Genomic DNA, 25,699 nt, shown 5'->3' with positions numbered 1-25,699 from the left:
GCCACGATGCGATTCCGCCACCCCGACGGTTCCACCGTCCACCTCGCGTACTGCACCAACGTCCACCCCGCCGAGACCCTCGACGGCGTACTCGCCCAGCTCCGCGACCACTGCGAGCCCGTACGCCGACGCCTGGGACGGGACCGCCTCGGCATCGGTCTGTGGCTCGCGAAGGACGCCGCCCGCGCACTGATCACCGACCCGGCGGCCCTGCGCGGCCTGCGCGGCGAACTGGACCGGCGCGGCCTCGAAGTCGTCACCCTCAACGGCTTCCCGTACGAGGGGTTCGGTGCCGACGAGGTCAAGTACCGCGTGTACCGGCCCGACTGGACCGAGCCCCCGCGGCTCGACCACACCACCGACCTCGCCCACCTCCTCGCGGCCCTCCTCCCCGACGACGTCACCGAAGGCACCGTCTCCACCCTCCCCCTCGCCTGGCGCACCCCCTTCAACGCGGCCGGCGCCGAGGCCGCCCACACGGCCCTCACGACGCTCGCCGAACGCCTGGACGTGCTGGAGGAGCTCACCGGCAAGTCCATCCGCATCGGCCTCGAACCCGAGCCCGGCTGCACCGTCGAGACCACCGCCGACGCCATCGGCCCCCTCACCGCCCTCGCCACCCCGCGCATCGGCGTCTGCGTCGACACCTGCCACCTCGCCACCTCCTTCGAGGACCCGGCGACCGCCCTCGGCGCGCTCACCGCCGCCGGCGTCACCATCCCCAAGGTGCAGCTCTCCGCGGCCCTGCACGCCGAACACCCCCACCTCCCCGAAGTGCGGGAAGCCCTCGCCGCCTTCGCCGAACCCCGCTTCCTCCACCAGACCCGCACCCGCACCGCGGCCGGCCTGCGCGGCACCGACGACCTCCCCGAGGCACTCACCGGAGCGGTCCTCCCCGACGGCGCCCCGTGGCGCGCCCACTTCCACGTCCCCCTCCACGCCCCGCCCGCCCCACCGCTCACCTCCACCCTCCCGGTGCTCCGGGACGCCCTCGCCCGCCTCGTCGGCGGCCCCGCGCCCCTCACCCGGCACCTGGAGGTCGAGACGTACACCTGGCAGGCACTCCCGCCCGAGCTGCGCCCCCGCAACCGCACCCAGCTCGCCGAGGGCATCGCCGCCGAACTCACCCTTGCCCGCGACCTCCTGGTCGACCTCGGCCTCAAGGAGCTGCCGTGACCGAGACACGCACCACCACCGGCGGCGGCCCCACGCCCCTGCTCGTCCTGGACGTCGTCGGCCTGACCCCGCGGCTGCTCGCCCACATGCCGCGTCTCGGGCGGCTCGCCCGGTCCGGCTCCCAGGCCCCCCTCGGCACCGTCCTGCCCGCCGTCACCTGCGCCGCCCAGTCGACCTTCCTCACCGGCACCACCCCCGCCGAGCACGGCATCGTCGGCAACGGCTGGTACTTCCGCGAGCTCGGCGAAGTACTCCTGTGGCGCCAGCACAACGGCCTCGTCGCCGGCGACAAGATCTGGGACGCCGCCCGCCGCGCCCACCCCGGATACACCGTCGCCAACATCTGCTGGTGGTACGCGATGGGCGCCGACACCGACTACACCGTCACCCCACGCCCTGTCTACTACGCCGACGGCCGCAAGGAACCCGACTGCTACACCCGGCCCCCGGCCCTCCACGACGAACTCACCGACCGGTTCGGCACGTTCCCCCTCTTCCACTTCTGGGGCCCCGGCGCCGACCTCGTCTCCTCCCGGTGGATCATCGACGCCACCCGCCACATTCTGCGCACCCGCCACCCCGACCTGGCCCTGTGCTACCTCCCGCACCTCGACTACGACCTCCAGCGCTACGGCCCCGACGACCCCCGCGCCCACCGCGCGGCAGCCGACCTCGACGCCGCCCTCGCACCGCTGCTCGACGACGCGAGCGCCGAGGGCCGCACGGTCGTGGCGCTCTCCGAGTACGGCATCACCCGCGTCTCGCGGCCGGTCGACATCAACCGCGCCCTGCGCCGCGCCGGCCTCGTCGAGGTCCACACCCAGGACGGCATGGAGTACCTGGACCCCATGACCTCCCGGGCGTTCGCCGTGGCCGACCACCAGCTCGCGCACGTCTACGTCCGCCGCCCCGAAGATCTCGAAGCCGCCCGCGCCGCTCTCGCCGGCCTCGAAGGCGTCGCCGAACTCCTCGACGACGAGGGCAAGAAGAGCCACGGCCTCGACCACCCCCGCTCCGGTGAGCTCGTCGCCGTGGCCGAGGCGGACGCCTGGTTCACGTACTACTACTGGCTCGACGACGCCAAGGCCCCGGACTTCGCCCAGCTCGTCGAGATCCACCGCAAACCCGGCTACGACCCCGTCGAACTCTTCATGGACCCCCTCGATCCGTACGTACGCGTCAAGGCGGCCACGGCACTCGCCCGCAAGAAGCTCGGCATGCGCTACCGCATGGCGGTCGTGCCCCTCGACCCCTCACCTGTCCGTGGCAGCCACGGCCGCCTCCCCGAGAGCGACGACGAAGGTCCGCTCATCCTGTGCTCCACCCCCCGCGCCGTCGACGGCCGCGTAGCGGCCACCGATGTGAAAGCCCTGCTCCTCCAGCTTGCCGGACTGCACTGACAAGAGCCCTGACAAAGGAGTTCCACCCGTGCGACCCATGAGCCGCAAGACCACCACCGCCGACCCCGAACTCACCCGCAAGCTCTCCAGGCGAGGCATGCTCGGCGTGGCCGCCGGGGCCACCGCCGCGGCCCTCCTCGGAGCCACGGCGCCCACCGCCACGGCGCGGAGCAACGGCCGGGGACGGCCCGTCCTGCCCCCCGGCCGCCTCGGCATCCAGCTCTACTCCCTGCGCGACAAGGTCTCCACCCTCGGCTTCGCGAAGGTCTTCGCCGAGCTGGAGCGCTTCGGCTACGACGAGGTCGAGTACGCCGGCTACACCCAGGGCTCCGCCGGCGCCATCACCCTGGCCCAGCTCCGCAAGCTCACCCGGGACCACGGCCTGCGCGGCATAGGCAGCCACGTCGGCTACTACTCCGACGGCAACCCCGGCGCGTACACCTTCGCCCAGAACCTCACCAAGGTCCTCGACGACGCCCAGGCCCTCGGCCTCAAGCACATCGGCACCGCGTCCGGCCCCTGGCGCTACGGCGCGACCGTCGACGGCTGGAAGCGGGCCGCCGAGGACTTCAACACCTACGGCGCGGCGGCCAGGGCGCGCGGCATGAAGTTCTACCAGCACAACCACGCCGAGGAGTTCTCCTTCGCGACCGACCGGCCCGACGTCCGCCTCTACGACGTGCTCCTCGCCGAGACCGACCCCGACCTCGTCTACCTGGAGATGGACATCTACTGGGCGTACGCCGCCCAGTTCCGGTTCGGCAGGCGCGCCGACGGCACCCCGGCGCCCTTCGACCCCCTCGACTACGTACTGAAGCAACCCGACCGCTACCCGCTGTTCCACGTCAAGGACGGCGAACACGACGCATCCGCCCGCGACGGCTACCGGATGGTGGACGTCGGGGACGGAGACATCGACTACCAGCGGTTCATCTCGGCGGTGTCGAAGACCCGCGGCGGGCGTCGTGACCACCACTGGCAGGCGGAACACGACAACCCCGTCGAGTCGTTCGCCTTCGCCCGCAAGTCCAGCGCCCACCTGCACTCACTGCGCGAAAAGGACTGCTGAGAGCGGCAGAGGCATCAGATCGCGTCGCGGCTGATCGGCTGCGGGTTCGGCTCGATGTGCCGGGCCCGCAGCCGCCCCGGCGGGTGCAGGAAGAGCGCGATGAAGCCCGCGAACAGGGAGATCGACCCCGCCAGCACGAAGGCTCCGCCGTACCCCCAGGCGCCCACGACGACGGCGCCCATGCCGGACCCGAGCAGACCGGACACCAGCTTGGAGCTGTAGACGAGCCCGTAGTTGGAGGCATTGTTGTTCTCGCCGAAGTAGTCCGCCGTCATCGCCGCGAACATCGGGAAGATCGCGCCGCCGCCGAACCCTGAGATGCTGGAGAACAGCAGGAACAGCGGCAGGTTCCCGATGTTCCCGGAGAAGAGGATCCCGTACTGGGAGAGCCCCAGTACGACGCAGACGAAGATCAGGCACTGCTTGCGGCCGTACCGGTCGGACAGCCAGCCGATCACCCCGCGCCCGGTGCCGTTCACGATCGCCTTCAGGGACATGGCCGTGGCCACGATGCCGCCCGCGAAGCCGGCCTCGTCACCGAACGGCACCTGGAAGGCGATGCCGAAGATGTTCACACCCGACGTACACAGCAGGCAGAACCACATCAGGCCCACGCGACCCGTCTGCCACGCCTCCCTCGGCGTGTACTGCTTGACGGCCGGAGGGTTCTTCTCCAGCGCGCGCCGCGCCCGCGGGTCGTCCGGCTTGCGCAGCGGGTCGATGTCGGCGGGCCACCAGTTCTTCGGCGGGTCCTGGAAGAAGTACCCGGCGCACGCCACCGTCGCCGCCAGGAACAGCCCGACCGACACCAGCACCCAGCGGAAGTTCGTCAGGTCCATGTAGCCGGTGAAGAGGAACACGAACGGCACCGAGCCGTACGCGAAACCACCGTTGACGAAGCCCGTCTTGCCGCCCTTGCGCTCCGGATACCACTTGCCGACCATGTTCACGCAGGTCGCGTAGACCATGCCCGCGCCCATGCCGCTGAACATGCCGAAGCCGACGTACGCCACGACCACATGCGGCGCGAAGGCCAGCGACAGATAGCCGAGCAGGGTCCCCAGCGCGCCCAGCATCATCGCCCACCGGGCCGGCAGCTTCCCGCTCTCCCGCAGCTTCCCGGCCGGGAAGGCGACCGCCGCCTGGAAGAACACCCACACGCCGAGCATCCAGAAGATGTGCTGGCTGCCCCACCCGTGCGCGGTGTGCAGGGTGTCCTCGGCGGACGCGAACGCGTACTCCGCCGAGCTGATGCCCATCATGCCCACCCACGGCAGGATGACCATCCACTTGCGCGGGCGGCCCATGATGTCCACGTCGGTCTCGCCCAGCCGGTACATCCGGCCGTTCGCGTCTGTCACCTCCCGGTACGGGACGGACGATGAGATGTCTGTTGTCGCCATGTCGATCGAACCCCTTGCGTCGAAGAAGCCTGGGCAGCGCCCCCTGTCCGTTCTCTTCGTGCCGGGGCCGCGCGGCGGGCGACCGCCGCCGGCCCCGTGGTCCGCTCCGCTGCTCAGCTCATCGACCGCCCCCCAGAAGACCCGCCGCGCGCGCCCACCGGTACTTGGCGCCCAGCACCTCCACCGGCCTCTCCGTCGTGTACGGATACGCCACGACACCCCGCTCGTAGAGGTACGCGCAGGCCTCCTCCACCTCCACGTCACCGGCCAGCGACGCCACCACCGGCTTCTCGACGCCCCGCGCCCGGAACTCCTCCACCACCCGCGCCGTCAGCTCGGCGAAGACCATCGGCGGCGTGACGATCGTGTGCCAGTAGCCGAGCACCAGCGCGTGGATGCGCGGGTCCTCCATCCCGAGCCGGATGGTCGCCTCGTACGTCGAAGGGGGTTCGCCACCCGTGATGTCGATGGGGTTGCCGGCCGCCCCGAAGGGCGGGATGAATGCTTTGAACGCCGCGTCCAGGTCGTCCGGGATCTCCATCAGCGACATGCCGTTGTCGACGATCGCGTCCGAGAGCAGTACGCCGGACCCGCCCGCGCCCGTGATGATCACGACGTTGTCGCCCCGGGGCACCGGCAGGACGGGCAGCGCCCGCGCGTACTCCAGCATCTCGTTCAGACCGGGCGCCCTGATCACCCCGGCCTGCCGCAGGATGTCCTCGTACACCGCGTCGTCACCGGCCAGCGCCCCCGTGTGCGAGCCGGCCGCCTTCGCGCCCGCGCTCGTACGGCCCGCCTTGAGCACCACGATCGGTTTCTTCCGTACGGTCGCCCGCGCCGCCTCGACGAAGGCCCGGCCGTCCTTCAGGTCCTCCAGGTGCATGGCGATGCACGTGGTGTTGGGGTCCTCGCCGAACCAGGTCAGCAGGTCGTCCTCGTCGAGGTCCGACTTGTTGCCGAGCCCGACGATCGCCGAGACACCGGTCTTCGTCGTACGGGCGAACCCGAGGATCGCCATCCCGATGCCGCCCGACTGGGAGGACAGCGCCACCCCGCCCTTGACGTCGTACGGAGTGCAGAAGGTCGCGCACAGGTCCTGCCAGGTGGAGTAGTAGCCGTAGATGTTCGGCCCCAGCAGGCGCACGCCGTACCGCTCCGCTATGGCCACGATCTCCGCCTGGAGGGCGTGCTCGCCGGTCTCGGCGAACCCCGACGGGATGAGCACGGCATTGGGGATTCCCTTGCGCCCCACCTCCTCCAGCGCCGCCGCGACGAACTTGGCGGGGATCGCGAAGACCGCCACATCCACCTCACCGGGAACGTCCGTGACACTCTTGTACGCCTTGCGGCCCACGATGTCATCGGCCCGGGGGTTCACCGGATGGATCTCGCCGGGAAAGCCGCCGTCGACGAGGTTGCGCATCACCGAATTGCCGATTTTGCCCGCCTCGTTGGAGGCGCCGACGACCGCCACCGACCGGGGCTGCATCAGCCGCCGCATCGAGGTCAGGATCTCCTCCCGGCTGTACCGACGCCGGGGCGCGGGGGAGGGGCCGCCGAGCAGGATGCGGACGTCCGCCGCCATCACCCCGTCCGCCGTCGCGAACACCGGGTTGAGGTCGACCTCCGCGATCTGCGGGAAGTCGGCGGCCAGTTCGGACACCCGCACGACGAGCTCCGCGAGCGCCGTACGGTCCACGGCCGCCCCGCCCCGTACGCCGCGCAGGATCTCGGCGGCCCGGATCGAGTCGAGCATGGACAGCGCGTCGGCCTCGGACGCCGGGGCGAGCCGGAAGGTGATGTCCTTCAGCACCTCCACGAGCACCCCGCCGAGCCCGAACGCCACGATCTTCCCGAAGGTCGGATCGGTGACCGCCCCGACGATGACCTCCTGCCCCGCCGGCACCATCTGCTGCACCTGGACACCCCGGATGCGCGCCCGCGGATCGTAACTACGGGCGTTGGCCACGATCTCCGTGAACGTCGCCCGCACCTCGCTCGGCGACGTCAGCCCGGTCCGCACCCCGCCCGCGTCCGTCTTGTGCGTGATCTCCGGGGAGACGATCTTGAGCGCCACCGGGAACCCGATCCGGGCGGCGAAGGCGACGGCGTCGTCCACGGTCTCGGCGAGCGCCTCCGCCGGGACGGGGATGCCGTACGCGTCGGCGATCCGCTTGGCCTCGGGGGCGGTCAGCGCGCCGCGGCCCTCGGCGGCCGCCGCGTCGAGCACGGCGCGCACGGCGGCGGTGTCGTGACGGGACGCCATCAGATCACTCCGTTCGTCTTGAGCAGCCGCAGCTCCTCGTCGCCGAGGCCCAGCTCACCGACGTACACCTGCGCGTTGTGCTCACCGAGCAGCGGTGAGGTGACCACCTCGAAGGGGGAGTCGGACAGCTTGATGGGGTTGCCGACGGTGGTGAAGACACCGCGCTCGGGGTGCTCGACCCGGACGACCATCTCGTTCGCGGCGAGCGACGCGTCCTCGAAGATCTCCTTGGTGGACAGGATCGGCCCGCACGGGATGTTGTGGGCGTTGAGCCGCTCCAGCACCTCCCACTTGGGCAGCGTCGAGGACCACTCCTCGATGAGCTGGAACATCTTGCCGAGCTTGGGCAGCCGGTCCGCCGGGGTCGCCCACCCGGGGTCGTCCGCCAGCTCGGGCCGGCCGATCAGCCCGGCGAGCGGTCCCCAGCCGACGGGCTGGACGATGACGTACACGTAGTCGTTGGGACCGCCCGGAGCGCACTTGACCGCCCACCCCGGCTGCCCGCCGCCGCTCGCGTTGCCGCTGCGCGGCACCTCGTCACCGAAGTCGTCGTTCGGATACTCGGCGAGCGGCCCGTGCGCGAGGCGCTGCTGGTCGCGCAGCTTCACGCGGCACAGGTTCAGCACAGCGTGCTGCATGGCGACGTTGACGCGCTGGCCGCGCCCGGTGTTCTCCCGCTGGAAGAGCGCGGCGAGGATGCCGGCGACGGCGTGGATCCCCGTCCCCGAGTCCCCTATCTGCGCCCCGGTGGCCAGCGGAGGGCCGTCCTCGAAGCCGGTGGTCGCCATGGACCCGCCCATCGCCTGGGCGACGACCTCGTACGCCTTGAAGTTCGTGTACGGGCCCTCTCCGAAGCCCTTGATCGAGGCGTAGACGAGGCGCGGGTTGATCTCCTGGATGCGCTCCCAGGTGAAGCCCATCCGGTCGACGGCGCCAGGCCCGAAGTTCTCCACCATCACGTCGGAGCGCCGGATGAGCTCCGTCAGGATCTCCTTGCCGCGCTCGGTCTTGGTGTTGAGGGTGATGCTGCGCTTGTTGCAGTTGAGCATCGTGAAGTAGAGGGAGTCGACGTCCGGCAGATCACGCAGCTGCTTGCGCGTGATGTCGCCGGTCGGCGCCTCCAGCTTCACGACGTCCGCGCCGAGCCAGCCGAGGAGCTGGGTGGCGGAGGGGCCGGACTGTACGTGGGTCATGTCGAGGACGCGCACGCCCTCCAGAGCCTTGCTCATGGCTGACTGGCCTCCGTCACTTGTACATGGTCTGGTTCATGGTTCCGGGGGCGTACACGTCCGGGTCCAGCCACACGTTGATCAGCGACGGCAGACCGGACTCGCGGGCGCGGCGCAGCGCGGGCGCGATGTCGGCGGGGTCGCGGACCTCTTCGCCGTAACCGCCGAGCATCTGCGCGAACTTGTCGTAGTGGACGTCGCCGAGGGTGTTGCCGACCCGCTCGCGCTCGTCGCCGTACTTGGCCTTCTGGCCGTAACGGATCTGGTTCATCGACGAGTTGTTGCCGACGATCCCGACGAAGGGCAGGTTGTAGCGCACCAGCGTCTCGAAGTCCCAGCCGGTCAGCGAGAACGCGCCGTCCCCGAAGAGCGCCACGACCTCCTTGTCCGGCCGCGCCTGCTTCGCGGCGAGGACGAACGGCACCCCGACGCCGAGCGTGCCGAGCGGGCCGGGGTCCATCCAGTGGCCGGGGGAGCGGGGCTGGACGACCTGTCCGGAGAAGGTGACGATGTCGCCGCCGTCCCCGATGTAGACCGAGTCCTCGGTCAGGAAGTCGTTGATCTCGCTCACCAGGCGGTACGGGTGAATGGGCGAGGCATCGGACTTCAGGTGCGGCAGGCGCTTGTCGATGGCCGCCTGCTCCGCCGTACGCAGTTCCTCCAGCCACGCCTTGCGCCCGACGGAGCCGCCGTTGAGCCGGCCGGACGCCGCCTGGGTGACGGACTTCAGGATCAGCCCGGGATCTCCCACGATCCCCAGGTCGATGTCCCTGTTCTTGCCGACGGTCCGGTAGTCGAGGTCGATCTGCACGACGGTGGCGGTGGGCGAGAGCCGCTTCCCGTACCCCATGCGGAAGTCGAAGGGCGTGCCGACGATGACGATGAGGTCGGCGCCCGCGAAGGCGTAGCGGCGGGAGAGCTGGAAGTGGTGCGGGTCGCCGGGTGGCAGCGTGCCGCGTCCCGCGCCGTTCATGTACGCCGGCACGTTGAGCGTGCGTACGAGCTCGGTCGCCGCGTCCGTCGCGCGCGTCGTCCAGACCTGGCTGCCGAGCAGGATCGCCGGCTTCTCCGCGTGTACGAACAGATCGGCCAGCTTCTCGACCTCGTCGGGGTCACCGGCGGCGCGCGTCGAGGCGCGGTACTGCCCGGCCTGAGGCACCCGCGCCGCGGTGACGGGCACCTTCGCGTCGAGCACGTCGCGCGGGATCTCTAGGAAGGAGGGCCCGGGGGCGCCGTGGTAGCACTCGCGGAACGCCATGGACACCATGTCGGCGGCCCGCGCGGTGTCCGGCACGGTCGCGGAGAACTTCGTGATCGGCGCCATCATGTCGACGTGCGGCAGGTCCTGGAGGGACCCCATCTTGTGCTGGGTGTGGGCGCCCTGGCCGCCGATCAGCAGCATGGGCGACTCGGCGCGGAAGGCGTTGGCGACTCCGGTGACGGCGTCGGTCGTGCCGGGGCCGGCGGTGACGACGGCGCACCCCGGCTTTCCGGTGATGCGGGCGTAGCCGTCGGCGGCGTGGGCGGCGACCTGCTCGTGGCGTACGTCGATGACATCGATGCCCTCGTCGACGCAGCCGTCGTAGATGTCGATGATGTGGCCACCGCAGAGGGTGTAGATGCGGTCGACCCCTTCTGCCTTGAGCGCCTTGGCGACCAAATGCCCACCGGAGATGAGTTCCTGGCTGTTGTCGGGCATGGCGAAGTCCGTTCCCTTCGTAGGGGTACTCGGAGGTGGTGCGGGAAGAGCGTCCCGGAGCAGCGCGTACGCAGCCCTGACCGGTCTGGAGCGGTGACGCGGTAGATTGCATACAGTCGACGAATACTGTATGAAGCTTGTTATCCCGCATCCGGTGGGTGGTGTCCAGGGGGCGTGCGGCACTTTCCGACTGAGGACCGAGGAGCCGGTATGGACCTGTACGAGCACGAGGCAAGGGAACTCTTCGCGCGCCACGGCGTTTCGGTGCCGGACGCCGAGGTGGTGGACACGCCCCACGAAGCCCGTCGCGCCGCCGAGCGCCTCGGCGGCCGCGTCGTCGTCAAGGCGCAGGTGAAGACGGGCGGCCGCGGAAAGGCGGGCGGGGTGAAGCTCGCCGCCGACCCGGCGGCAGCCGAACTGACGGCCCGGCAGGTTCTCGGTACGGACATCAAGGGCCACACCGTCGGCCGGGTCATGCTGGCCCAACCGGTGGACTTCGAGGCGGAGTTCTACGTCTCCTACGTCCTCGACCGCGGCGCCGGGCGCTTCCTGGCCATCGCGTCGGCCGAGGGCGGCATGGACATCGAGGAGGTCGCGGCGAGCCGCCCCGACGCGGTGGCCCGTATCCCCGTGGAGCCGGACGAGGGCGTCACGGCGTCGAAAGCCGCCGGCATCGCGGCGGCGGCGGGCCTTCCGCCGGAGGTGGCGCCTGTACTGGAGCGGCTGTGGCAGGTCCTTGTCCGGGAGGACGCCCTCCTCGTGGAGGTGAACCCGCTCGTACGGACCACCGACGGGCGGATCCTCGCCCTCGACGGCAAGGTCACGGTCGACGACAACGCCCGCTTCCGCCAAGGGCGCTGGAGTGCGCAGGCACCCGATCCGCACGGTGACCCGCTCGAAGCGGCGGCGACGGCCAAGGGCCTCAACTACGTCAAGCTGGACGGCGAGGTCGGCATCATCGGCAACGGCGCCGGTCTCGTCATGTCGACGCTCGACGTGGTCGCCGGCTGCGGGGCGCGTCCCGCGAACTTCCTCGACATCGGGGGCGGGGCGTCGGCCGAGGTCATGGCCGACGGCCTGTCCGTCATCCTTTCCGACCCGGCCGTGAAGTCCGTCTTCGTCAACGTCTTCGGCGGCATCACGGCCTGCGACGCGGTGGCCGACAGCATCGTCCGGGCCCTGGAGTCGGTCCACCTGACCCGTCCCCTCGTCGTACGACTCGACGGGAACGCCGCCGCCCGTGGCCGCGCCATCCTCGACGACCGCGCCCACCCGCTCGTCCACCAGGCCACCACGATGGACAGCGCCGCCCGCCGAGCCGCTCAACTGGCCGTCTCAGCTTGAGGAGAGACCGACATGGCGATCTACCTGACCAAGCGGAGCAAGGTCCTCGTCCAGGGCATGACCGGCGCCGAGGGCATGAAGCACACCCGCCGGATGCTCGCCGCCGGGACCGACATCGTGGCCGGCGTCAACCCGCGCAAGGCGGGCCTCGCCGTCGACTTCGAGGACCGTACGGTGCCGGTCTTCGGCACGGTCGCGGAAGCGGCGGCCGCCACGGCCGCCGACGTGACGGTCGTCTTCGTCCCACCCCCCTTCGCCGGGGCGGCGGTCGTCGAGGCGGCGGACGCCGGCATCGGCCTGGTGGTCGTGATCACGGAAGGCGTCCCGGTCCACGACGCGGTCGCCTTCCACGCGTACGCGAAGGCACGCGGCACCCGCGTCATCGGCCCCAACTGCCCCGGCCTGATCAGCCCGGGCCAGTCCAACGCCGGAATCATCCCGGCGGACATCGCCGCGAAACCCGGCCGCATCGGACTCGTCTCCAAGTCCGGCACGCTCACCTACCAGCTGATGTACGAACTGCGTGACGCGGGCTTCACGACAGCGGTCGGCATCGGCGGAGACCCGGTGATCGGCACCACGCACATCGACTGCCTCGCCGCCTTCGAGAACGACCCCGACACCGAACTCGTCATCCTGATAGGCGAGATCGGCGGCGACGCGGAGGAGCGGGCAGCGGCGTACATCGCTGACCGCGTCACCAAGCCGGTGATCGGCTACATCGCCGGATTCACCGCCCCTGAGGGCAGGACGATGGGCCACGCGGGCGCGATCGTCTCGGGCACGTCGGGCACGGCGGAGGCGAAGCGACATGCCCTGGAAGCAGCGGGCGTACGGGTCGGCTCGACCCCCTCCGAGACGGCGTTGCTCGCACTGGCCCAACTGGGGTGACATCGCGCACAGTTGAGCGCCGGTGATACCGCCTGCCGTCCGACGTCACTACCGTCCAGGCAGGACCGCCCCTGGGGCGTGCCGGCAGAGTGCTCCTTCCCCTGACCAATCCTTCCCGTCCCATCGGGGCCCTGCCCCGTGCCCCCGGACCCGGACCCGCTCCTCGAACACCGAAGGGGCTGCGATCGCGCCGCTGAGCGGGATGTGCCCGCCGCGCGGCCGTCCGCCCCGACCGCCCCGGAATCACCGGCGCGTCCGGGCCCGGGACTCGCCCCGGTACGGGAAGGGGCGGGCAGGGGAAAGGGGGATCTCCGCCGGACGCGCCCTCGTGCGGGGCGGCCCGCGCCACTCAGTCCCGCCCCGCCCCCCTTACGAGCGGAGAGAACAGATGGCACCCGTCACCCTCACCCTCAAGCCCGGCACAGCCTGGTCCGATGCCTGGCAGCGCTGCCGCGCCGTCGCCCCCGAAGCGTTCCGCGACGACCGCGTACTCAACCTCTGGGCCTCCGCCTGGAAGCCCGACGGCCGCGCGCTCCCCGCCACCTCACCCGTCGACGGCAGCCCCATCGCGGGCCCGCCGCGCCTCGACGCCCCCACCGCCGGCCAGGCCGTACGCGCGTCACTCGACCAGCACCGCGCCTGGCGCCACGTTCCACTGGCCGAGCGCCGCGCCCGCGTGGCCGCCACGCTCGACGCCCTCACCGAGCACCGCGAACTGCTCGCTCTTCTCCTGGTCTGGGAGATAGGCAAGCCGTGGCGCCTCGCCCAGGCCGACGTCGACCGCGCGATCGACGGCGTGCGCTGGTACGTCGACGGCATCGGCCCCATGCTCGCCGACCGCACCCCGCTCCCCGGCCCCGTGTCGAACATCGCCAGCTGGAACTACCCGATGTCCGTCCTGGTCCACGCCATGCTGGTGCAGGCCCTGGCCGGCAACGCGGTCATCGCCAAGACCCCCACCGACGGCGGCGTCGCCTGCCTCACCCTCGCCTCGGCCCTGGCAGCACGCGAAGGCATCCCCGTCACCCTCGTCAGTGGCAGCGGCAGCGAACTCTCCGCATCCCTCGTCCGCTCCCCGGAGATCGGCTGCGTCTCGTTCGTGGGCGGCCGCGACACGGGCGCCCGTATCGCCACCGCCGTGGCCGACCTCGGCAAGCGCCACATCCTCGAACAGGAGGGCCTCAACACCTGGGGCATCTGGAACTACTCGGACTGGCCCACCCTGACCTCCCTCATTCCCAAGCTCTTCGACTACGGCAAGCAGCGCTGCACCGCCTACCCGCGCTTCGTCGTCCAGCGGACCCTGTTCGACGCGTTCCTCGCGGCGTACCTGCCCGCCGTACGCTCCATCCGCACCGGCCACCCCCTCGCCGTCGAGAACCCGAAGACCCGCTCCCCACCCTGGACTTCGGCCCGCTCATCAACGCGGCCAAGGCCAAGGAACTGGCCGACCAGGTGAGCGAGGCCATTGACCGGGGCGCGGTCCCGCTCCACCGGGGCTCCCTCGCCGGCGCCCGCTTCCTGCCCGGCCAGGACACCAGTGCCTACCTGCCACCCGTCACCCTGCTGAACCCGCCCCCATCTTCCCCCCTCCACCACGCGGAGCCCTTCGGCCCGGTGGACACCATCGTCCTGGTCGACACGGAGGCGGAACTCCTCGCCGCGATGAACGCCTCCAACGGAGCCCTGGTGGCGACCCTTTCCACCGACGACCCCTCGACATATGAACGGCTGTCGCCCCAGATCCGTTCCTTCAAGGTCGGCCACGGAAAGCCCCGTTCGCGGGGCGACCGCGACGAACTCTTCGGCGGCTTCGGCGCGTCGTGGCGAGGCGCGTTCGTGGGCGGCGAACTCCTCGTCCGCTCGGTGACCGAGGGCCCGCACGACGAACGCCTTCCGGGCAACTTCCCCGACTACCACCTGATGCCCTAGCCGATGCCCTGGTGGTCGGGCAGCAGGGCGAACGCCCGCTCGGCCGCCTCGGGCACCGTACGCTCCACGGCCTGAACGAGGAGCGTACGGTGGCGCACCAGCGGTTCTCTCCTGTTCTCCGGCGCCAGCAGCAAGAGGTCGTCGATCCCGGCGAGCAGCCGCCTCGACACCTGCGGGCTGCCGGCCGCGTACCCCCGGATCTCCGCGAACCCGAGATCCACCAGGTCGGCCCACCCCGGCACGTCCTGCACCAGCCGCACCGCCCCCCGCCCGTCCCGGTGCCGCACGGCCCCCAGCGGCCTGACCGCCACCGCGGCGAGGAACTGGACGATCCGGTCCAGACACTGCACGGCGGTCGTCGGATCGTTGACGGCGGGCGACAGCGCCCGCAGCGCGATGTCGGAGAGCTGCCGCAGCCCGAACCCGAGATCCTGGTGCGAGGTCCGTTCCACCCCGACGTAAATGGTGTACCGGAGCGTCCGCCGCGACGGCGCCCCCTCACCGTGCACGGCGAGCACGGGTGTCCCGGGTACGACGAAGTCCCCGATCCGGGGAATGAGCCGCAGGACCACACCTTCGCGCCGGGCGGCCCGTACCAGCCGCGCGACGTTCACGTCCCGCAGCACGCCGGCCCGCCCTCGGTGCGCGATCCGCCCGCTCTCGGGAACGAGCGGCTCCGGTGTACCGGTCACGAAGGGGGCGTCGGGCTCACCGCCCGCGTGCCTGGCCAGCACCCGGAACGACTCCCGCGCGATCCGGTCGACGACGGGCCCGACCTGCATGAGCCGCAGCGTGGACGACACGTACGCGATGAACAGCAGCAGGCTGAGCAGCACCATGATCACGACCAGCACGCTCTGCACGAGCGGCACGGTGGTCACCAGCCGTGGATCGGACTTGCTGTCGTACTGCGTCAGCACCAGCAGCGAGAACAGGAACGTCGCGAGAAACACCGTGAGCGTGAGCTTGGTGATCCGGCTCCGCACGAAGATCCGCACGACCCGGGGCGTGAACCCGCCGCTCGCCATCTGTACGGCCACCAGCGAGATGCTGAAGACCACGCCGATGAAGGTCATCATCGCGGAGCTGATCGTGGTGACGATCGTCTTGGCGTCCTCGGCGATCCCGATGAGATCGCCGACCTCGTCGTACGCCTCCTCGCCCTGGAGATGCGCGACGATCTCCGCGTCGAGCGCCGACGCCGCCCACCACAGAACGAACGCGCACAACAGCCCCAGGGTCGGCGCGAACCAGAAGGTGTCCCGCAGATGCTCACGCATCGGCGACAGGGCGCGCGGCCGGCGATACCGAGGTCCACGGCGGCCGAATCCGTATCCGAAACTCACCGCGCGAACGCTACGCGTACACGAGCGGCGACACGCTGTGAGCAAGGCCGGGCGACTGTGTCCGGCCGGCGCCCGCCGAGGTCTCCGCAAGCCACTGACCACGGAATACGCAGGTGAAAGGCGCGCCGAACCCCTGGTATTGTTTTCCATGTCGCCACGGGAAACCGGGGCCGACCACCTGGTCCGGGTGGCGGAATGGCAGACGCGCTAGCTTGAGGTGCTAGTGCCCTTTATCGGGCGTGGGGGTTCAAGTCCCCCCTCGGACACCAGTAAGTGCATCAGCAAGTGGAGACCCCAGTCCATCTGGGGTCTTTTTTGCGTTCCCGGTGGTCGTCACGGTGGAGGCGAGTCCGTTCCGTACGGGCCCGGCGGGGCGCCGATGAGTTCGACGCGCGGGAACGGTCTCCATGGGTACACACCGCTCATGTGCTGGAGGCACCGATGGTCACCAAGGGATTCACCACTTGCCTGTGGTTCGACGGTCAGGCCGAAGAGGCCGCCAACCACTACGTCTCGATCTTCAAGGACTCCAGGATCGGTCGGATCGGCCGCTACAACGAGGCCGGGCCGGGGCCGGCGGGCTCGGTCATGACCGTCGAGTTCGAGGCCAACGGGCAGAGGTTCGTCGGCGTGAACGGCGGGCCGGAGTTCACGTTCAACGAGGCCGTCTCCTTCCAGGTCTTCTGCGACGACCAGGACGAGGTGGACCACTACTGGAGTGCTCTCTCGGAGGCCGGTTCGGAGGGTCCCTGCGGCTGGCTGAAGGACAAGTACGGCGTGTCGTGGCAGGTCATCCCCGACGGGCTCGTCGACATGCTCGTCGACCCGGACCCGGAAAAGGCGAAGCGCACCACCGAGGTGATGTACGGGATGACCAAGCTCGACATGGCCGCGCTACGGAAGGCGTACGCGGGGGAGTAGGGCGCCCGCTGTCCCGGCGGGGGCCGCCCGGCCGGCTCGGCCGAGCGGCCGGGCCGACCGGCCCCGACGAGCTGCCGGCCCACCGGCCCCGGCCGGGCCGGGCCTCGTCACGATTGCGTCTCGCTGTGGGGTCCGGGTCTTGCCTCTCGTGCGTGGAATCGATTACATGACGCCTTGTAATCGATTCCACAGGCCCACAAGGAGGTGGTCCGGTCGTGGCGAGCATCAAGGATGTCGCGGCTGAGGCGGGCGTGTCCGCTGCCACGGTCTCGCGCGTTCTCAACAGCCATCCGTCCGTCAGCCCCGACGCGCGCACCCGCGTCCTCGCCGCCGTAGAAGCACTCGGCTACCGGCCCAACGCCGTGGCCCGGTCGCTGCGCACCGACCAGACGCGCACCCTCGGACTGGTCATCAGCGACGTACTCAATCCGTACTTCACGGCGCTCGCCCGGTCCGTGGAGGAAGCGGCACGCGCCCTCGGCTACAGCGTCATCATCGGGAACGCGGACGAGCGGCCCGATCTTCAGGACCACCACGTACGTACGCTGCTGGACCGCCGGATCGACGGGCTTCTGGTCTCGCCCGCCGACGGGGGATCGCCGCAGATACTCGACGCCGCGCGCGGCGGCACCCCCATGGTCTTCGTGGACCGCTGGATTCCGGGTGTGGACGTGCCCGTAGTGCGCGCCGACGGCTGTCCGGCCGTCCGGGACCTGGTCGCCCACCTGTACCGGCTGGGGCACCGCAGGCTCGCCATCATCGCCGGGCCCGCCGCGACCACCACGGGAAGCGAGCGCGTCGAAGCCTTCCGCGAGGCGCTGGCGGAGCACGGGCTGCCACTGCCCGACGCCTACATCGGCCAGGGCGACTTCCAGGCCGACAGCGGGCGGCGGGCCACCGAGGCGTTCCTCGGCCTGCCGGAGCCGCCCGAAGTGGTCTTCGCCGCCGACAACCTGATGGCACTCGGCGCACTGGACGCGATCCGCGCGCGCGGCCTGCGCGTCCCGCACGACATCGGGCTCGCCGCCTTCGACGACATCCCGTGGTTCGTCCACACCGATCCGCCGATCACCGCGATCGCCCAGCCGACCGGCGAACTGGGCCGGGCCGCCGTACGGGCACTGGTCGACCTCATCGAGGGCCGGCCCCCGCAGTCCGTCACCCTTCCCGCACGTCTTGTCGTACGCAGGTCCTGCGGCGAGGGGGAGCAGAGCCAGAGGAGCAATCTGTGAGCGGCGAACTGCTGCGCATCGAAGGCATACGCAAGACCTTCCCCGGCGTCGTCGCCCTCGACTCCGTCGACTTCGATCTTCGGCGCGGCGAAGTGCACGTGCTGCTCGGTGAGAACGGCGCGGGCAAGAGCACGCTGATCAAAACGCTGTCCGGGGCCTGCCGGCCCGACGGCGGCCGGATCCTTGTCGACGGGTCCGAGGTTCGTATCCAGGGTGCGCAGGACGCCGAGCGGCTGGGGATCGCCACCATCCACCAGGAGTTCAACCTGGTGCCCGAACTGACCGTCGCCGAGAACATCTTCCTCGGCCGCCAGCCCCGGCGCTTCGCCATGATCGACCGCAAGCGGATGGAGGCCGACGCACAGGCGCTGCTGGAGCGGGTGGGCGTACAGGTGTCCCCGAAGACCCCGGTGCGTGAACTGGGCATCGCCCGGCTCCAGATGGTGGAGATCGCCAAGGCGCTGAGCCTGGAGGCGCGTGTCCTCATCATGGACGAGCCCACCGCCGTACTGACCAGCGAGGAAGTGGACAAGCTCTTCCGCATCGTGCGGCAGCTGCGCGAGGACGGCGTGGGCATCGTCTTCATCACCCATCACCTGGAGGAGATCGCGGCCCTCGGCGACCGCGTCACCGTGCTGCGCGACGGCCGCAGCGCCGGCCAGGTACCCGCCTCCACGCCCGAGGACGAACTCGTACGGCTGATGGTCGGGCGCAGCATCGAGCAGCAGTATCCGCGGGAACGCCCGGCGGTGGGCGACGCGTTGCTCTCCGTACGCGGGCTGACGCGCGGGGGCGTCTTTCACGACGTCAGCTTCGACGTGCGGGCGGGTGAGGTCGTCGGTTTCGCCGGGCTCGTCGGCGCCGGACGGACGGAGGTCGTACGCGCGGTGTTCGGCGCCGACCCCTACGACGCCGGGACGGTGGAGGTGCGCGGCGCGCGGCTCGGCAAGGGCGACGTGAACGCCGCCATGGGCGCCGGCATCGGTCTCGTCCCCGAGGACCGCAAGGGGCAAGGGCTGGTGCTCGACGCCTCGGTGCAGGAGAACCTCGGGCTGGTCACGATGCGTTCGGCCACCCGAGCCGGCCTCGTGGACCGCAAGGGCCAGAGTGCGGCTGCCGCGCGGATCGCCGGACAGCTGGGCGTACGGATGGCAGGTCTCGGCCAGCACGTCCGCACGCTCTCGGGCGGGAACCAGCAGAAGGTCGTCATCGGGAAGTGGCTGCTCGCCGACACCCGGGTGCTGATCCTCGACGAGCCGACGCGCGGCATCGACGTGGGCGCCAAGGTCGAGATCTATCAGCTGATCAATGAACTGACCGCCTCCGGGCACGCCGTCCTGATGATTTCGAGCGATCTGCCCGAGGTCCTCGGCATGAGCGACCGGGTGCTGGTGATGGCCCAGGGCCGGATCGCCGGCGAACTCCCCGCACATGAGGCGACCCAGGACGCGGTGATGGCGCTGGCTCTCAGCGCCCCCGACACCGCGCAAGCCTCCGACACCGCGCAAGCCCTCGACACCGCGCAAGCCCCCGACACCACCGACGAAGCCCCCGACAGCATGAACGAAGTGGAGGGCTCTCGTGGCCACTACTGACACGCTCAAGACCAACACCACCGCGAGCGCCGCGAGTACGGTCCGCCGCGTCCTGCTCGACAACGGCGCGCTCAGCGCCCTGGTCGTCCTGGTGGTGGCGATGTCGCTGCTCTCCGGCGACTTCCTGACCACCCAGAACCTGCTGAACGTCGGCGTCCAGGCGGCCGTCACCGCGATCCTCGCGTTCGGCGTCACCTTCGTCATCGTCTCGGCGGGCATCGACCTGTCGGTCGGATCGGTGGCCGCCCTCTCGGCGACCGTCCTCGCCTGGACGGCCACGTCCGAGGGAGTGCCGGTGTGGATCGCGGTGATCCTCGCCGTCGGTACGGGCATCGCCTGCGGCCTCGTCAACGGAGCCCTCGTCTCGTACGGCAAACTCCCGCCCTTCATCGCCACCCTGGCCATGCTCTCCATCGGCCGCGGTCTGTCCCTGGTCATCTCGCAGGGCAGCCCGATCGCGTTCCCCGAGTCCGTGTCGGTACTGGGTGACACGCTCGGCGGGTGGCTGCCGGTGCCGGTCCTCGTGATGGTCGTGATGGGTCTCGTGACCGCGCTCGTCCTGGGCCGTACGTACATCGGACGCTCGATGTACGCGATCGGCGGCAACGAGGAAGCGGCCAGGCTCTCCGGGCTGCGCGTCAAGCGGCAGAAGCTCGTCGTCTACGCGCTGTCCGGCCTCTTCGCGGCCGTCGCGGGCATTGTCCTCGCGTCCCGGCTCGTCTCCGCCCAGCCGCAGGCCGCGCAGGGGTACGAACTCGACGCCATCGCCGCGGTCGTCATCGGCGGCGCCAGCCTGGCGGGCGGCGTCGGCAAGGCGTCCGGCACCCTGATCGGCGCGCTCATACTCGCCGTACTGCGCAACGGGCTGAACCTGATGTCCGTCTCGGCCTTCTGGCAGCAGGTCGTCATCGGCGTGGTCATCGCGCTCGCCGTACTGCTGGACACACTGCGGCGACGTGCGGGCGGCGGTTCGGCCGCTCCCGCGGCCTCGTCCGGCGTCTATGGGAACGGGCGCAAGGGGGCGGCGAAACTCGCGGTGACCGCCGTGTGCGTGGCGGCCGTCGTCGCGGCCGTGTCCTTCTTCGGCTCCGGGTCGTCCGGTACGACCACCAAGGTCGGGATGTCGCTCTCCACGCTCAACAACCCGTTCTTCGTGCAGATGAAGGCGGGCGCCCAGGCGGAGGCCGAGAAGGCCGGCATCGACCTGACGGTGACGGACGCGCAGAACGACGCCTCCCAGCAGGCGAACCAGCTCCAGAACTTCACCGGTGAGGGCGTGGCGTCGGTCATCGTCAACCCGGTCGACTCGGACGCGGCCGGTCCTGCCGTACGGGCCGCCAACAAGGCCGGCATCCCGGTGGTCGCCGCCGACCGCGGCGTCAACAAGGCCGACACCGCCACCCTCGTCGCCTCGGACAACGTGGCCGGCGGACGGCTGGCCGCGAAGGCACTCGCCGACAAGCTCGGCGGCAAGGGCGAGATCGTCGTACTGCAAGGCACCGCGGGCACATCCGCCAGCCGCGAGCGCGGGAAGGGCTTCGCCGACGGGCTGAAGGCGTACCCGGGAATCAAGGTCGCCGCGTCGCAGCCCGCGGACTTCGACCGAACCAAGGGCCTGGACGTCATGACCAACCTCCTCCAGTCCCACCCCGGAATCACCGGCGTCTTCGCCGAGAACGACGAGATGGCGCTCGGCGCGGTCAAGGCGCTGGGCAGCAAGGCGGGGAAGTCCGTGCACGTCGTCGGATTCGACGGAACCCCGGACGGTCTCAAGGCGGTCGGGGCCGGCACGCTCTACGCGTCGGTGGCCCAGCAGCCGAAGGAGCTCGGCAGGATCGCCGTCCGCAACGCCGTCGGGGCGGCGCGCGGCAAGACGGTCGACAGCGTGGTAAAGGTGCCGGTCAAGGTCGTGACGAAGAAGAACGTCGCCGACTTCTCGTGACCGTGAACAGCGAAGGCAGGACAGGCATGAACGACTTCGACCTGCTGGTCGTGGGGTCGGCCAACGCCGACCTGGTGATCGGCGTCGAGCGCCGCCCGGCGGCCGGCGAGACCGTGCTCGGCTCCGACCTGGCCGTCCATCCGGGCGGCAAGGGCGCCAACCAGGCCGTCGCCGCCGCCCGTCTGGGCGCCAGGACGGCGCTGCTGGCCCGCGTCGGCGACGACGCCCACGGGCGGCTGCTGCTGGAATCGCAGCGCGCGGCCGGTGTGGACACCGGTGGTGTGCTGACCGGCGGCGCGCCCACCGGCGTCGCCCTGATCACCGTGGACCCCTCGGGTGACAACAGCATCGTCGTCTCGCCCGGTGCGAACGCCCGGCTCACCCCGCAGGACGTCCGCGCTGCCGCCGGGCTGCTCGCCGCCGCGCGCGTCGTCTCGGCGCAGCTGGAGGTCCCGCTGGAGACGGTGGCCGAAGTGGTACGTACGAGGGCGGCCGGGAGCCGGTTCGTACTGAACCCCTCGCCGCCCGGGCCACTGCCCGCGGACGTGCTCGCCGCCTGTGATCCGCTGGTACTGAACGAGCACGAGGCCCTGTTCATGCTCGCCGACAGCGACACCGATGTCGACGGTGACGGGCCAGGGGGCGACGGCGGCGACGCGGGCGGGCACGCCGAGGACGACCCGGAGGACTGGGCCCGGGAACTGCTCGCGCTCGGCGCGCGGTCGGTCGTCGTCACGATGGGCGCGCGGGGCGCACTGGTCGCCGAAGGCGGTCCGGACGCCGCCACCGTACGGGTCCCGAGCCCCCGGGTCGACGCCGTCGACACCACGGGCGCCGGTGACGCCTTCACCGCGGCCCTGGCCTGGCGGCTCAGCCTCGGCGAGGACCTGGTGAAGGCGGCCGCCTTCGCGGTACGGGTGGGCGCCGCCGCCGTCACCAAGGAGGGGGCGCAGGCGTCCTTCCCGACCGCCGCCGAGGTCTCGGCGCTGTGAAGAAGGCCGGGATTCTGAACCGCCCGCTGGCGGGGGCCCTGGCCGGTCTCGGCCACGGTCACGAGGTTCTCGTCTGCGACGCTGGCATGCCCGTACCGGAGGGTCCGCAGGTCGTCGATCTGGCCTTCCGGGCCGGGATCCCGTCCTTCGCCGACGTACTCGACGGGCTGCTGGAGGAGCTGGTCGTCGAGGGCGCGACGGCCGCGCGGGAGGTGCGGGAGTCGAATCCGGCCGCGGCCGGGCTTCTGGAGGAGCGCCTTCCGGGGCTGGTGCTGGTGCCGCACGACACGCTCAAGTCGCTGTCGGCCGGTGCCCGGCTGGTGGTGCGGACGGGTGAGGCGCGCCCCTACGCGAACGTACTGCTGCGCTGCGGCGTCTTCTTCTGACCCGGGAGGAGCGGTCCCGGGTTCCGTCGACGGCCCACATCCGCAGCCGGTTGCGGACGCCTCGCCGGTTGCCGTACTTCTCAGGCAGGTGGACCACTGGCCGCCGAGACACCGCCTGGGCGCGGATCTCACCGCGGGTGGCGGACGTGCCGAAGGCCGGACGGGCTGACAGGCAGTCCGTCCGGCCGTCGGGCCGGTACCTAGTGGCGGTGGAGCTGCCCGCGGATCGCCCCGTCGGGGTAGGGACGGTTGTGGACGTTCACGTAGAACTTCCCGGGCTTGCAGGCGATCTGCTTCAGCTCGCCGTATGTCAGGACGGTGGCGGCGTTGGCGGCCGTCTGGTGCGGACGCGCCTTGATGCAGCCCTTCGCCGACCCGTGTGTGGGGGTCTTGAGCGTGACCACCACGGGTCCCGCCGTGCCCCGCCTGCCGGCGTGGATATGCGCGGCCGTGGGCTTCGCGATCTTGCGTACGTTCAGTGAGTAGCACAAGGTGCCGTGCTTGATCTGGTACCAGAACTCGCCACTGCCGTCAGGGTCGCCCGGGCCGGGGACCTCCTCGTGGCCGGTGAGGTCGGCCCGGCCGTGGGACACCCGGTCGCCGCCGCCGTCGGCGGGGCCGGCCGCTACGGCCGGAGCGGCCAGGGTGACGAGGGCGGCCGCGCAGGAAACGGCCGAGACCATCAGGGTGGTCGGAACACGCATGGACGTCTCATCTCTGTGTCGGGCGACCCGAGCGGCGCCGAGCCCGTTGGCCCGCACCGAGGCCGGATCGCTGGGCTCCACACAAGGACACGCATGACCGTCCCTCAACATTTGTACGGCTGGACGGGTGTGCACCGGTCCTCTCGACGCCGAGAGGACGAAGGTCCGTACGACGTCGTGGTGAGCGGCGGCGCGGTGTGTGCCGCACGGTCCTGTTCCCCCTTCCCCCGTTCGGCCGAGCACGTATGGCGGCCGGCCCCGGCCGGGGCACAGGGTGGTGACCATGCGCGTCCTTCGAGTGGCGCTGAGCCGTGGGTCCGGAGCCACGGTCGTCGGGCTCATGCTGCTGTGCGCCGCAGCCGTCGGCCCCGCCGCGTCCCCTCTGCGAGCCGACCGGGATCCGAACCGGGCCGGCGACGGCACCACGCGGGCGCAACGGGCCGGCTCGGCGCACCCCGCTCCGCAGCCTGCCGTCGTGCCCCGGGAGAAGTGGCTGAAGGGCGCCAAGCACCGCCGGGCGCCGGTCCGCTACGCAGACCCCGTCGAGGCGGCCTTCATCCACCACACCAACTCCCCGAACGATTACGACTGCGCCGACGTCCCGGGCATCATCCGCGAGGTGTACGCCGCCCAGGCCGGCGGCCGGCACTGGGACGACATCGGGTACAACTTCCTCGTCGACCGCTGCGGCACCGTCTACGAAGGGCGGGCGGGCGGAACCGGGCGGGCCGTGGTCGGGGCGCACGCACAGGGCTTCAACCACCACACGGTGGGCATCGCGGCCATCGGCGTCTTCACCGCCGGTGTGCCGGTCCCGAAGCCCATGACCGACGCCATCGCGGCGGTCGTCGCCTGGAAGCTCGGCATGTCGGACGTCGACCCGCGCTCCATGGTGCGCCTCGTGTCCTCGAACAGCCTCAGCAGGTTCCCCAAGGGGACGAGCGCGCGGCTGCACGCCGTATCGGGACACAGCGACGGTTACTCCACGCAATGTCCCGGCGCCGCGCTCGCGGCGGAACTCCCCGCGATCAGGAAGGCGGCCGCTAGGCTCCAGGGACGGTAGCCCGCCCCGCCCGTACGCACCCGACGGCGGCAGAGGCAGGGGGACACAGGGGGCGGGATGCCGGTCGGCACGGCCGAAGGAGTGGTGTTCGGGCACCCCAAATTCTGCTTATGGTTCGCAGGTGTTCGACACGCGGCACATAAGGACGTTCCACGAAGTGGTCAGGACCGGCTCGTACTCCGCGGCCGCCCGCGCCCTGGGATACACACAGCCGGCGATCACCCAGCAGATGAAGGCGCTCGAACGCGACGTCGGCACACCTCTGTTCAGCCGCTCCGGCCGCGGCCTGCGGCTCACCGAGGCCGGGGAGACGCTGTCGCGGCACGCGGTAGTTATCCTCGACGACATGTCCGCAGCGCGCCGCCAGATGAACTCCTTCACCCGGCTTCGCGCGGGGCGCGTGCGGGTCTGCGCCTTCCCCAGCGCCAACGCCACCCTCGTACCGGAGGCGTTGGCCCTGCTGGCCGCCGGCCACCCGGGGGTGTCGGTGGAACTCCTGGAGGAGGAGCCGCCCGGGTCGCTGCGGCGCCTCGCGCGGGGGGAATGCGACATCACCCTCGCCTTCACCTATCCGGGGCTGCGCGAGGACGTGCCCGGTGAGGTGATGGAAGTACCGCTGATGGAGGACCAGTTGCTGGTCCTGCTGCGGGCCGGGCACCCGCTCGCGCGGCGCCGCGCCGTGCGGCTGGCCGACCTCGCGGACGAGCGCTGGATCGCCGGCTGCCCGCGCTGCCGCGTGCACTTCCTGCACGAGTGCGCCGAACAGGGCTTCGCGCCCGACATCGCCTTTACCACCGACGACAACCTGGTGGTGCAGAGCCTCGTCGCCGAGGGGCTCGGGGTGGCGATGATGCCCGGCCTGGTACTCAACTTCCTCCGGCACCCGAAGGTGGCGGGGCGCGCGTTGCAGCCGGCGTCCCGGCGGCAGGTGGCGGCGTACGTCCTGCGCGAGCACCTGAGGATTCCGGCCACGGCGCTGGTGCTGGAGGAACTCAGAGCGGTGGCGGCGAACAAGGCGGGCTGCTGACGGCGCGGACGCCGAGGCATAAGCAGGACTTGGGCGACGGCGTACAAACGCTCCTTGGACGTCTTGGTGCGGACGGCGGGAA

19 protein-coding genes, 1 tRNA gene and 1 pseudogene are annotated in these 25,699 nt (G+C 71.0%); 15 read left to right on the top strand and 6 right to left on the bottom strand.

The features are described from left to right. The first annotated feature begins 6 nt into the window (after positions 1 to 6). Genes eboE through AS594_RS06370 form a run of 3 tightly spaced genes read left to right on the top strand, consistent with a single transcriptional unit; the run spans position 7 to position 3,645 of the window. A complete protein-coding gene (gene eboE, locus AS594_RS06380; RefSeq protein ID WP_069933318.1) occupies positions 7 to 1,176 on the top strand; it encodes a metabolite traffic protein EboE in 1,170 nt (389 codons plus the stop codon). Beyond that, the gene (locus AS594_RS06375; RefSeq protein WP_069933319.1) at positions 1,173 to 2,576 is read left to right on the top strand and encodes an alkaline phosphatase family protein; all 1,404 of its coding nucleotides are present in this window, start codon (positions 1,173 to 1,175) and stop codon (positions 2,574 to 2,576) included. The genes eboE and AS594_RS06375 overlap by 4 nt, the downstream gene beginning before the upstream one ends. 37 nt (positions 2,577 to 2,613) lie before the next feature. Next, the gene (locus AS594_RS06370) at positions 2,614 to 3,645 is read left to right on the top strand and encodes a sugar phosphate isomerase/epimerase family protein (protein ID WP_069926092.1); all 1,032 of its coding nucleotides are present in this window, start codon (positions 2,614 to 2,616) and stop codon (positions 3,643 to 3,645) included. Positions 3,646 to 3,659: 14 nt separating this feature from the next. Here the strand turns inward: AS594_RS06370 and AS594_RS06365 are convergent, their stop codons facing one another. The 4 genes from AS594_RS06365 to AS594_RS06350 form a co-directional block, all read right to left on the bottom strand. Next, positions 3,660 to 5,048 (bottom strand): OFA family MFS transporter, encoded by a 1,389-nt coding sequence (locus AS594_RS06365; protein ID WP_069933320.1) that lies wholly within the window; start codon positions 5,046 to 5,048, stop codon positions 3,660 to 3,662. Positions 5,049 to 5,166: 118 nt separating this feature from the next. Then, positions 5,167 to 7,314, bottom strand: a complete 2,148-nt coding sequence (locus AS594_RS06360) for an acetate--CoA ligase family protein (protein ID WP_069933321.1) — start codon at positions 7,312 to 7,314, stop codon at positions 5,167 to 5,169. Next, positions 7,314 to 8,543, bottom strand: coding sequence for a formyl-CoA transferase (gene frc / locus AS594_RS06355; protein WP_069926089.1), 1,230 nt, complete (start codon positions 8,541 to 8,543; stop codon positions 7,314 to 7,316). The genes AS594_RS06360 and frc overlap by 1 nt, the downstream gene beginning before the upstream one ends. A gap of 16 nt (positions 8,544 to 8,559) precedes the next feature. Then, entirely contained in the window at positions 8,560 to 10,242 is a 1,683-nt protein-coding gene (locus AS594_RS06350) for a thiamine pyrophosphate-binding protein (RefSeq protein ID WP_069933322.1), read from the bottom strand. 210 nt (positions 10,243 to 10,452) lie between these two features. Here AS594_RS06350 and sucC point away from each other — a divergent pair, with 210 nt between their 5' ends. The 3 genes and pseudogenes from sucC (at position 10,453) to AS594_RS06335 (ending at position 14,409) form a co-directional block, all read left to right on the top strand. Further along, positions 10,453 to 11,586, top strand: coding sequence for an ADP-forming succinate--CoA ligase subunit beta (sucC, locus tag AS594_RS06345; protein ID WP_069933323.1), 1,134 nt, complete (start codon positions 10,453 to 10,455; stop codon positions 11,584 to 11,586). Between the two features lie 12 nt (positions 11,587 to 11,598). Beyond that, the gene (gene sucD, locus AS594_RS06340; RefSeq protein WP_069933324.1) at positions 11,599 to 12,477 is read left to right on the top strand and encodes a succinate--CoA ligase subunit alpha; all 879 of its coding nucleotides are present in this window, start codon (positions 11,599 to 11,601) and stop codon (positions 12,475 to 12,477) included. 388 nt (positions 12,478 to 12,865) lie between these two features. Continuing rightward, positions 12,866 to 14,409, top strand: a pseudogene (locus AS594_RS06335) (aldehyde dehydrogenase family protein). Here the strand turns inward: AS594_RS06335 and AS594_RS06330 are convergent. Then, positions 14,406 to 15,689, bottom strand: coding sequence for a DUF2254 domain-containing protein (locus AS594_RS06330; RefSeq protein ID WP_069933326.1), 1,284 nt, complete (start codon positions 15,687 to 15,689; stop codon positions 14,406 to 14,408). The pseudogene AS594_RS06335 and the gene AS594_RS06330 overlap by 4 nt on opposite strands. Positions 15,690 to 15,936: 247 nt before the next feature. On the opposite strand from AS594_RS06330, the gene AS594_RS06325 reads away from it, so the two are divergent. From AS594_RS06325 to rbsD, 7 genes are all read left to right on the top strand, one after another. Continuing rightward, positions 15,937 to 16,024: transfer RNA gene (locus AS594_RS06325), tRNA-Leu, on the top strand. Between the two features lie 172 nt (positions 16,025 to 16,196). Then, a complete protein-coding gene (locus AS594_RS06320) occupies positions 16,197 to 16,676 on the top strand; it encodes a VOC family protein (RefSeq protein ID WP_069926083.1) in 480 nt (159 codons plus the stop codon). 215 nt (positions 16,677 to 16,891) lie between these two features. Beyond that, complete coding sequence (locus tag AS594_RS06315; protein ID WP_069926082.1) at positions 16,892 to 17,908, top strand: LacI family DNA-binding transcriptional regulator; 1,017 nt, start codon at positions 16,892 to 16,894, stop codon at positions 17,906 to 17,908. Continuing rightward, positions 17,905 to 19,503: a sugar ABC transporter ATP-binding protein gene (locus AS594_RS06310; RefSeq protein ID WP_079148690.1), complete on the top strand. Its 1,599-nt coding sequence runs from the start codon at positions 17,905 to 17,907 to the stop codon at positions 19,501 to 19,503. Before AS594_RS06315 ends, AS594_RS06310 begins: the two co-directional genes overlap by 4 nt. Further along, a complete protein-coding gene (locus AS594_RS06305; protein WP_069926081.1) occupies positions 19,490 to 21,445 on the top strand; it encodes an ABC transporter permease/substrate-binding protein in 1,956 nt (651 codons plus the stop codon). Before AS594_RS06310 ends, AS594_RS06305 begins: the two co-directional genes overlap by 14 nt. A gap of 26 nt (positions 21,446 to 21,471) precedes the next feature. Continuing rightward, complete coding sequence (locus AS594_RS06300) at positions 21,472 to 22,437, top strand: ribokinase (protein WP_069926080.1); 966 nt, start codon at positions 21,472 to 21,474, stop codon at positions 22,435 to 22,437. Beyond that, positions 22,434 to 22,823, top strand: coding sequence for a D-ribose pyranase (gene rbsD / locus AS594_RS06295; RefSeq protein ID WP_069926079.1), 390 nt, complete (start codon positions 22,434 to 22,436; stop codon positions 22,821 to 22,823). The genes AS594_RS06300 and rbsD overlap by 4 nt, the downstream gene beginning before the upstream one ends. Before the next feature lie 200 nt (positions 22,824 to 23,023). On the opposite strand, the gene AS594_RS44505 is transcribed toward rbsD, so the two are convergent. Beyond that, positions 23,024 to 23,527: a CHRD domain-containing protein gene (locus AS594_RS44505; protein ID WP_069926078.1), complete on the bottom strand. Its 504-nt coding sequence runs from the start codon at positions 23,525 to 23,527 to the stop codon at positions 23,024 to 23,026. Positions 23,528 to 23,810: 283 nt separating this feature from the next. Here AS594_RS44505 and AS594_RS06285 point away from each other — a divergent pair, with 283 nt between their 5' ends. Then, complete coding sequence (locus AS594_RS06285; RefSeq protein WP_069930314.1) at positions 23,811 to 24,590, top strand: peptidoglycan recognition protein family protein; 780 nt, start codon at positions 23,811 to 23,813, stop codon at positions 24,588 to 24,590. Positions 24,591 to 24,711: 121 nt separating this feature from the next. Next, a complete protein-coding gene (locus AS594_RS06280; RefSeq protein WP_069926077.1) occupies positions 24,712 to 25,617 on the top strand; it encodes a LysR family transcriptional regulator in 906 nt (301 codons plus the stop codon). Positions 25,618 to 25,699: the final 82 nt, after the last annotated feature.

The organism is Streptomyces agglomeratus (assembly GCF_001746415.1).
Classification (GTDB): Bacteria; Actinomycetota; Actinomycetes; order Streptomycetales; family Streptomycetaceae; genus Streptomyces; species Streptomyces agglomeratus.
Note: the sequence above shows the minus strand (reverse complement) of the source record. Positions and strands in the feature narration are given on the sequence as shown.

What these genes read in the sequence shown, in the direction of transcription:
- eboE (WP_069933318.1), top strand. Translation starts at nt 7, where the DNA reads ATGCGATTCCGCCACCCCGACGGTTCCACCGTCCACCTCGCGTACTGC.
- AS594_RS06370 (WP_069926092.1), top strand. Translation starts at nt 2,614, where the DNA reads ATGAGCCGCAAGACCACCACCGCCGACCCCGAACTCACCCGCAAGCTC.
- AS594_RS06365 (WP_069933320.1), bottom strand. Translation starts at nt 5,048, where the DNA reads ATGGCGACAACAGACATCTCATCGTCCGTCCCGTACCGGGAGGTGACA.
- AS594_RS06360 (WP_069933321.1), bottom strand. Translation starts at nt 7,314, where the DNA reads ATGGCGTCCCGTCACGACACCGCCGCCGTGCGCGCCGTGCTCGACGCG.
- frc (WP_069926089.1), bottom strand. Translation starts at nt 8,543, where the DNA reads ATGAGCAAGGCTCTGGAGGGCGTGCGCGTCCTCGACATGACCCACGTA.
- AS594_RS06350 (WP_069933322.1), bottom strand. Translation starts at nt 10,242, where the DNA reads ATGCCCGACAACAGCCAGGAACTCATCTCCGGTGGGCATTTGGTCGCC.
- sucC (WP_069933323.1), top strand. Translation starts at nt 10,453, where the DNA reads ATGGACCTGTACGAGCACGAGGCAAGGGAACTCTTCGCGCGCCACGGC.
- sucD (WP_069933324.1), top strand. Translation starts at nt 11,599, where the DNA reads ATGGCGATCTACCTGACCAAGCGGAGCAAGGTCCTCGTCCAGGGCATG.
- AS594_RS06330 (WP_069933326.1), bottom strand. Translation starts at nt 15,689, where the DNA reads ATGCGTGAGCATCTGCGGGACACCTTCTGGTTCGCGCCGACCCTGGGG.
- AS594_RS06320 (WP_069926083.1), top strand. Translation starts at nt 16,197, where the DNA reads ATGGTCACCAAGGGATTCACCACTTGCCTGTGGTTCGACGGTCAGGCC.
- AS594_RS06300 (WP_069926080.1), top strand. Translation starts at nt 21,472, where the DNA reads ATGAACGACTTCGACCTGCTGGTCGTGGGGTCGGCCAACGCCGACCTG.
- AS594_RS44505 (WP_069926078.1), bottom strand. Translation starts at nt 23,527, where the DNA reads ATGCGTGTTCCGACCACCCTGATGGTCTCGGCCGTTTCCTGCGCGGCC.
- AS594_RS06285 (WP_069930314.1), top strand. Translation starts at nt 23,811, where the DNA reads ATGCGCGTCCTTCGAGTGGCGCTGAGCCGTGGGTCCGGAGCCACGGTC.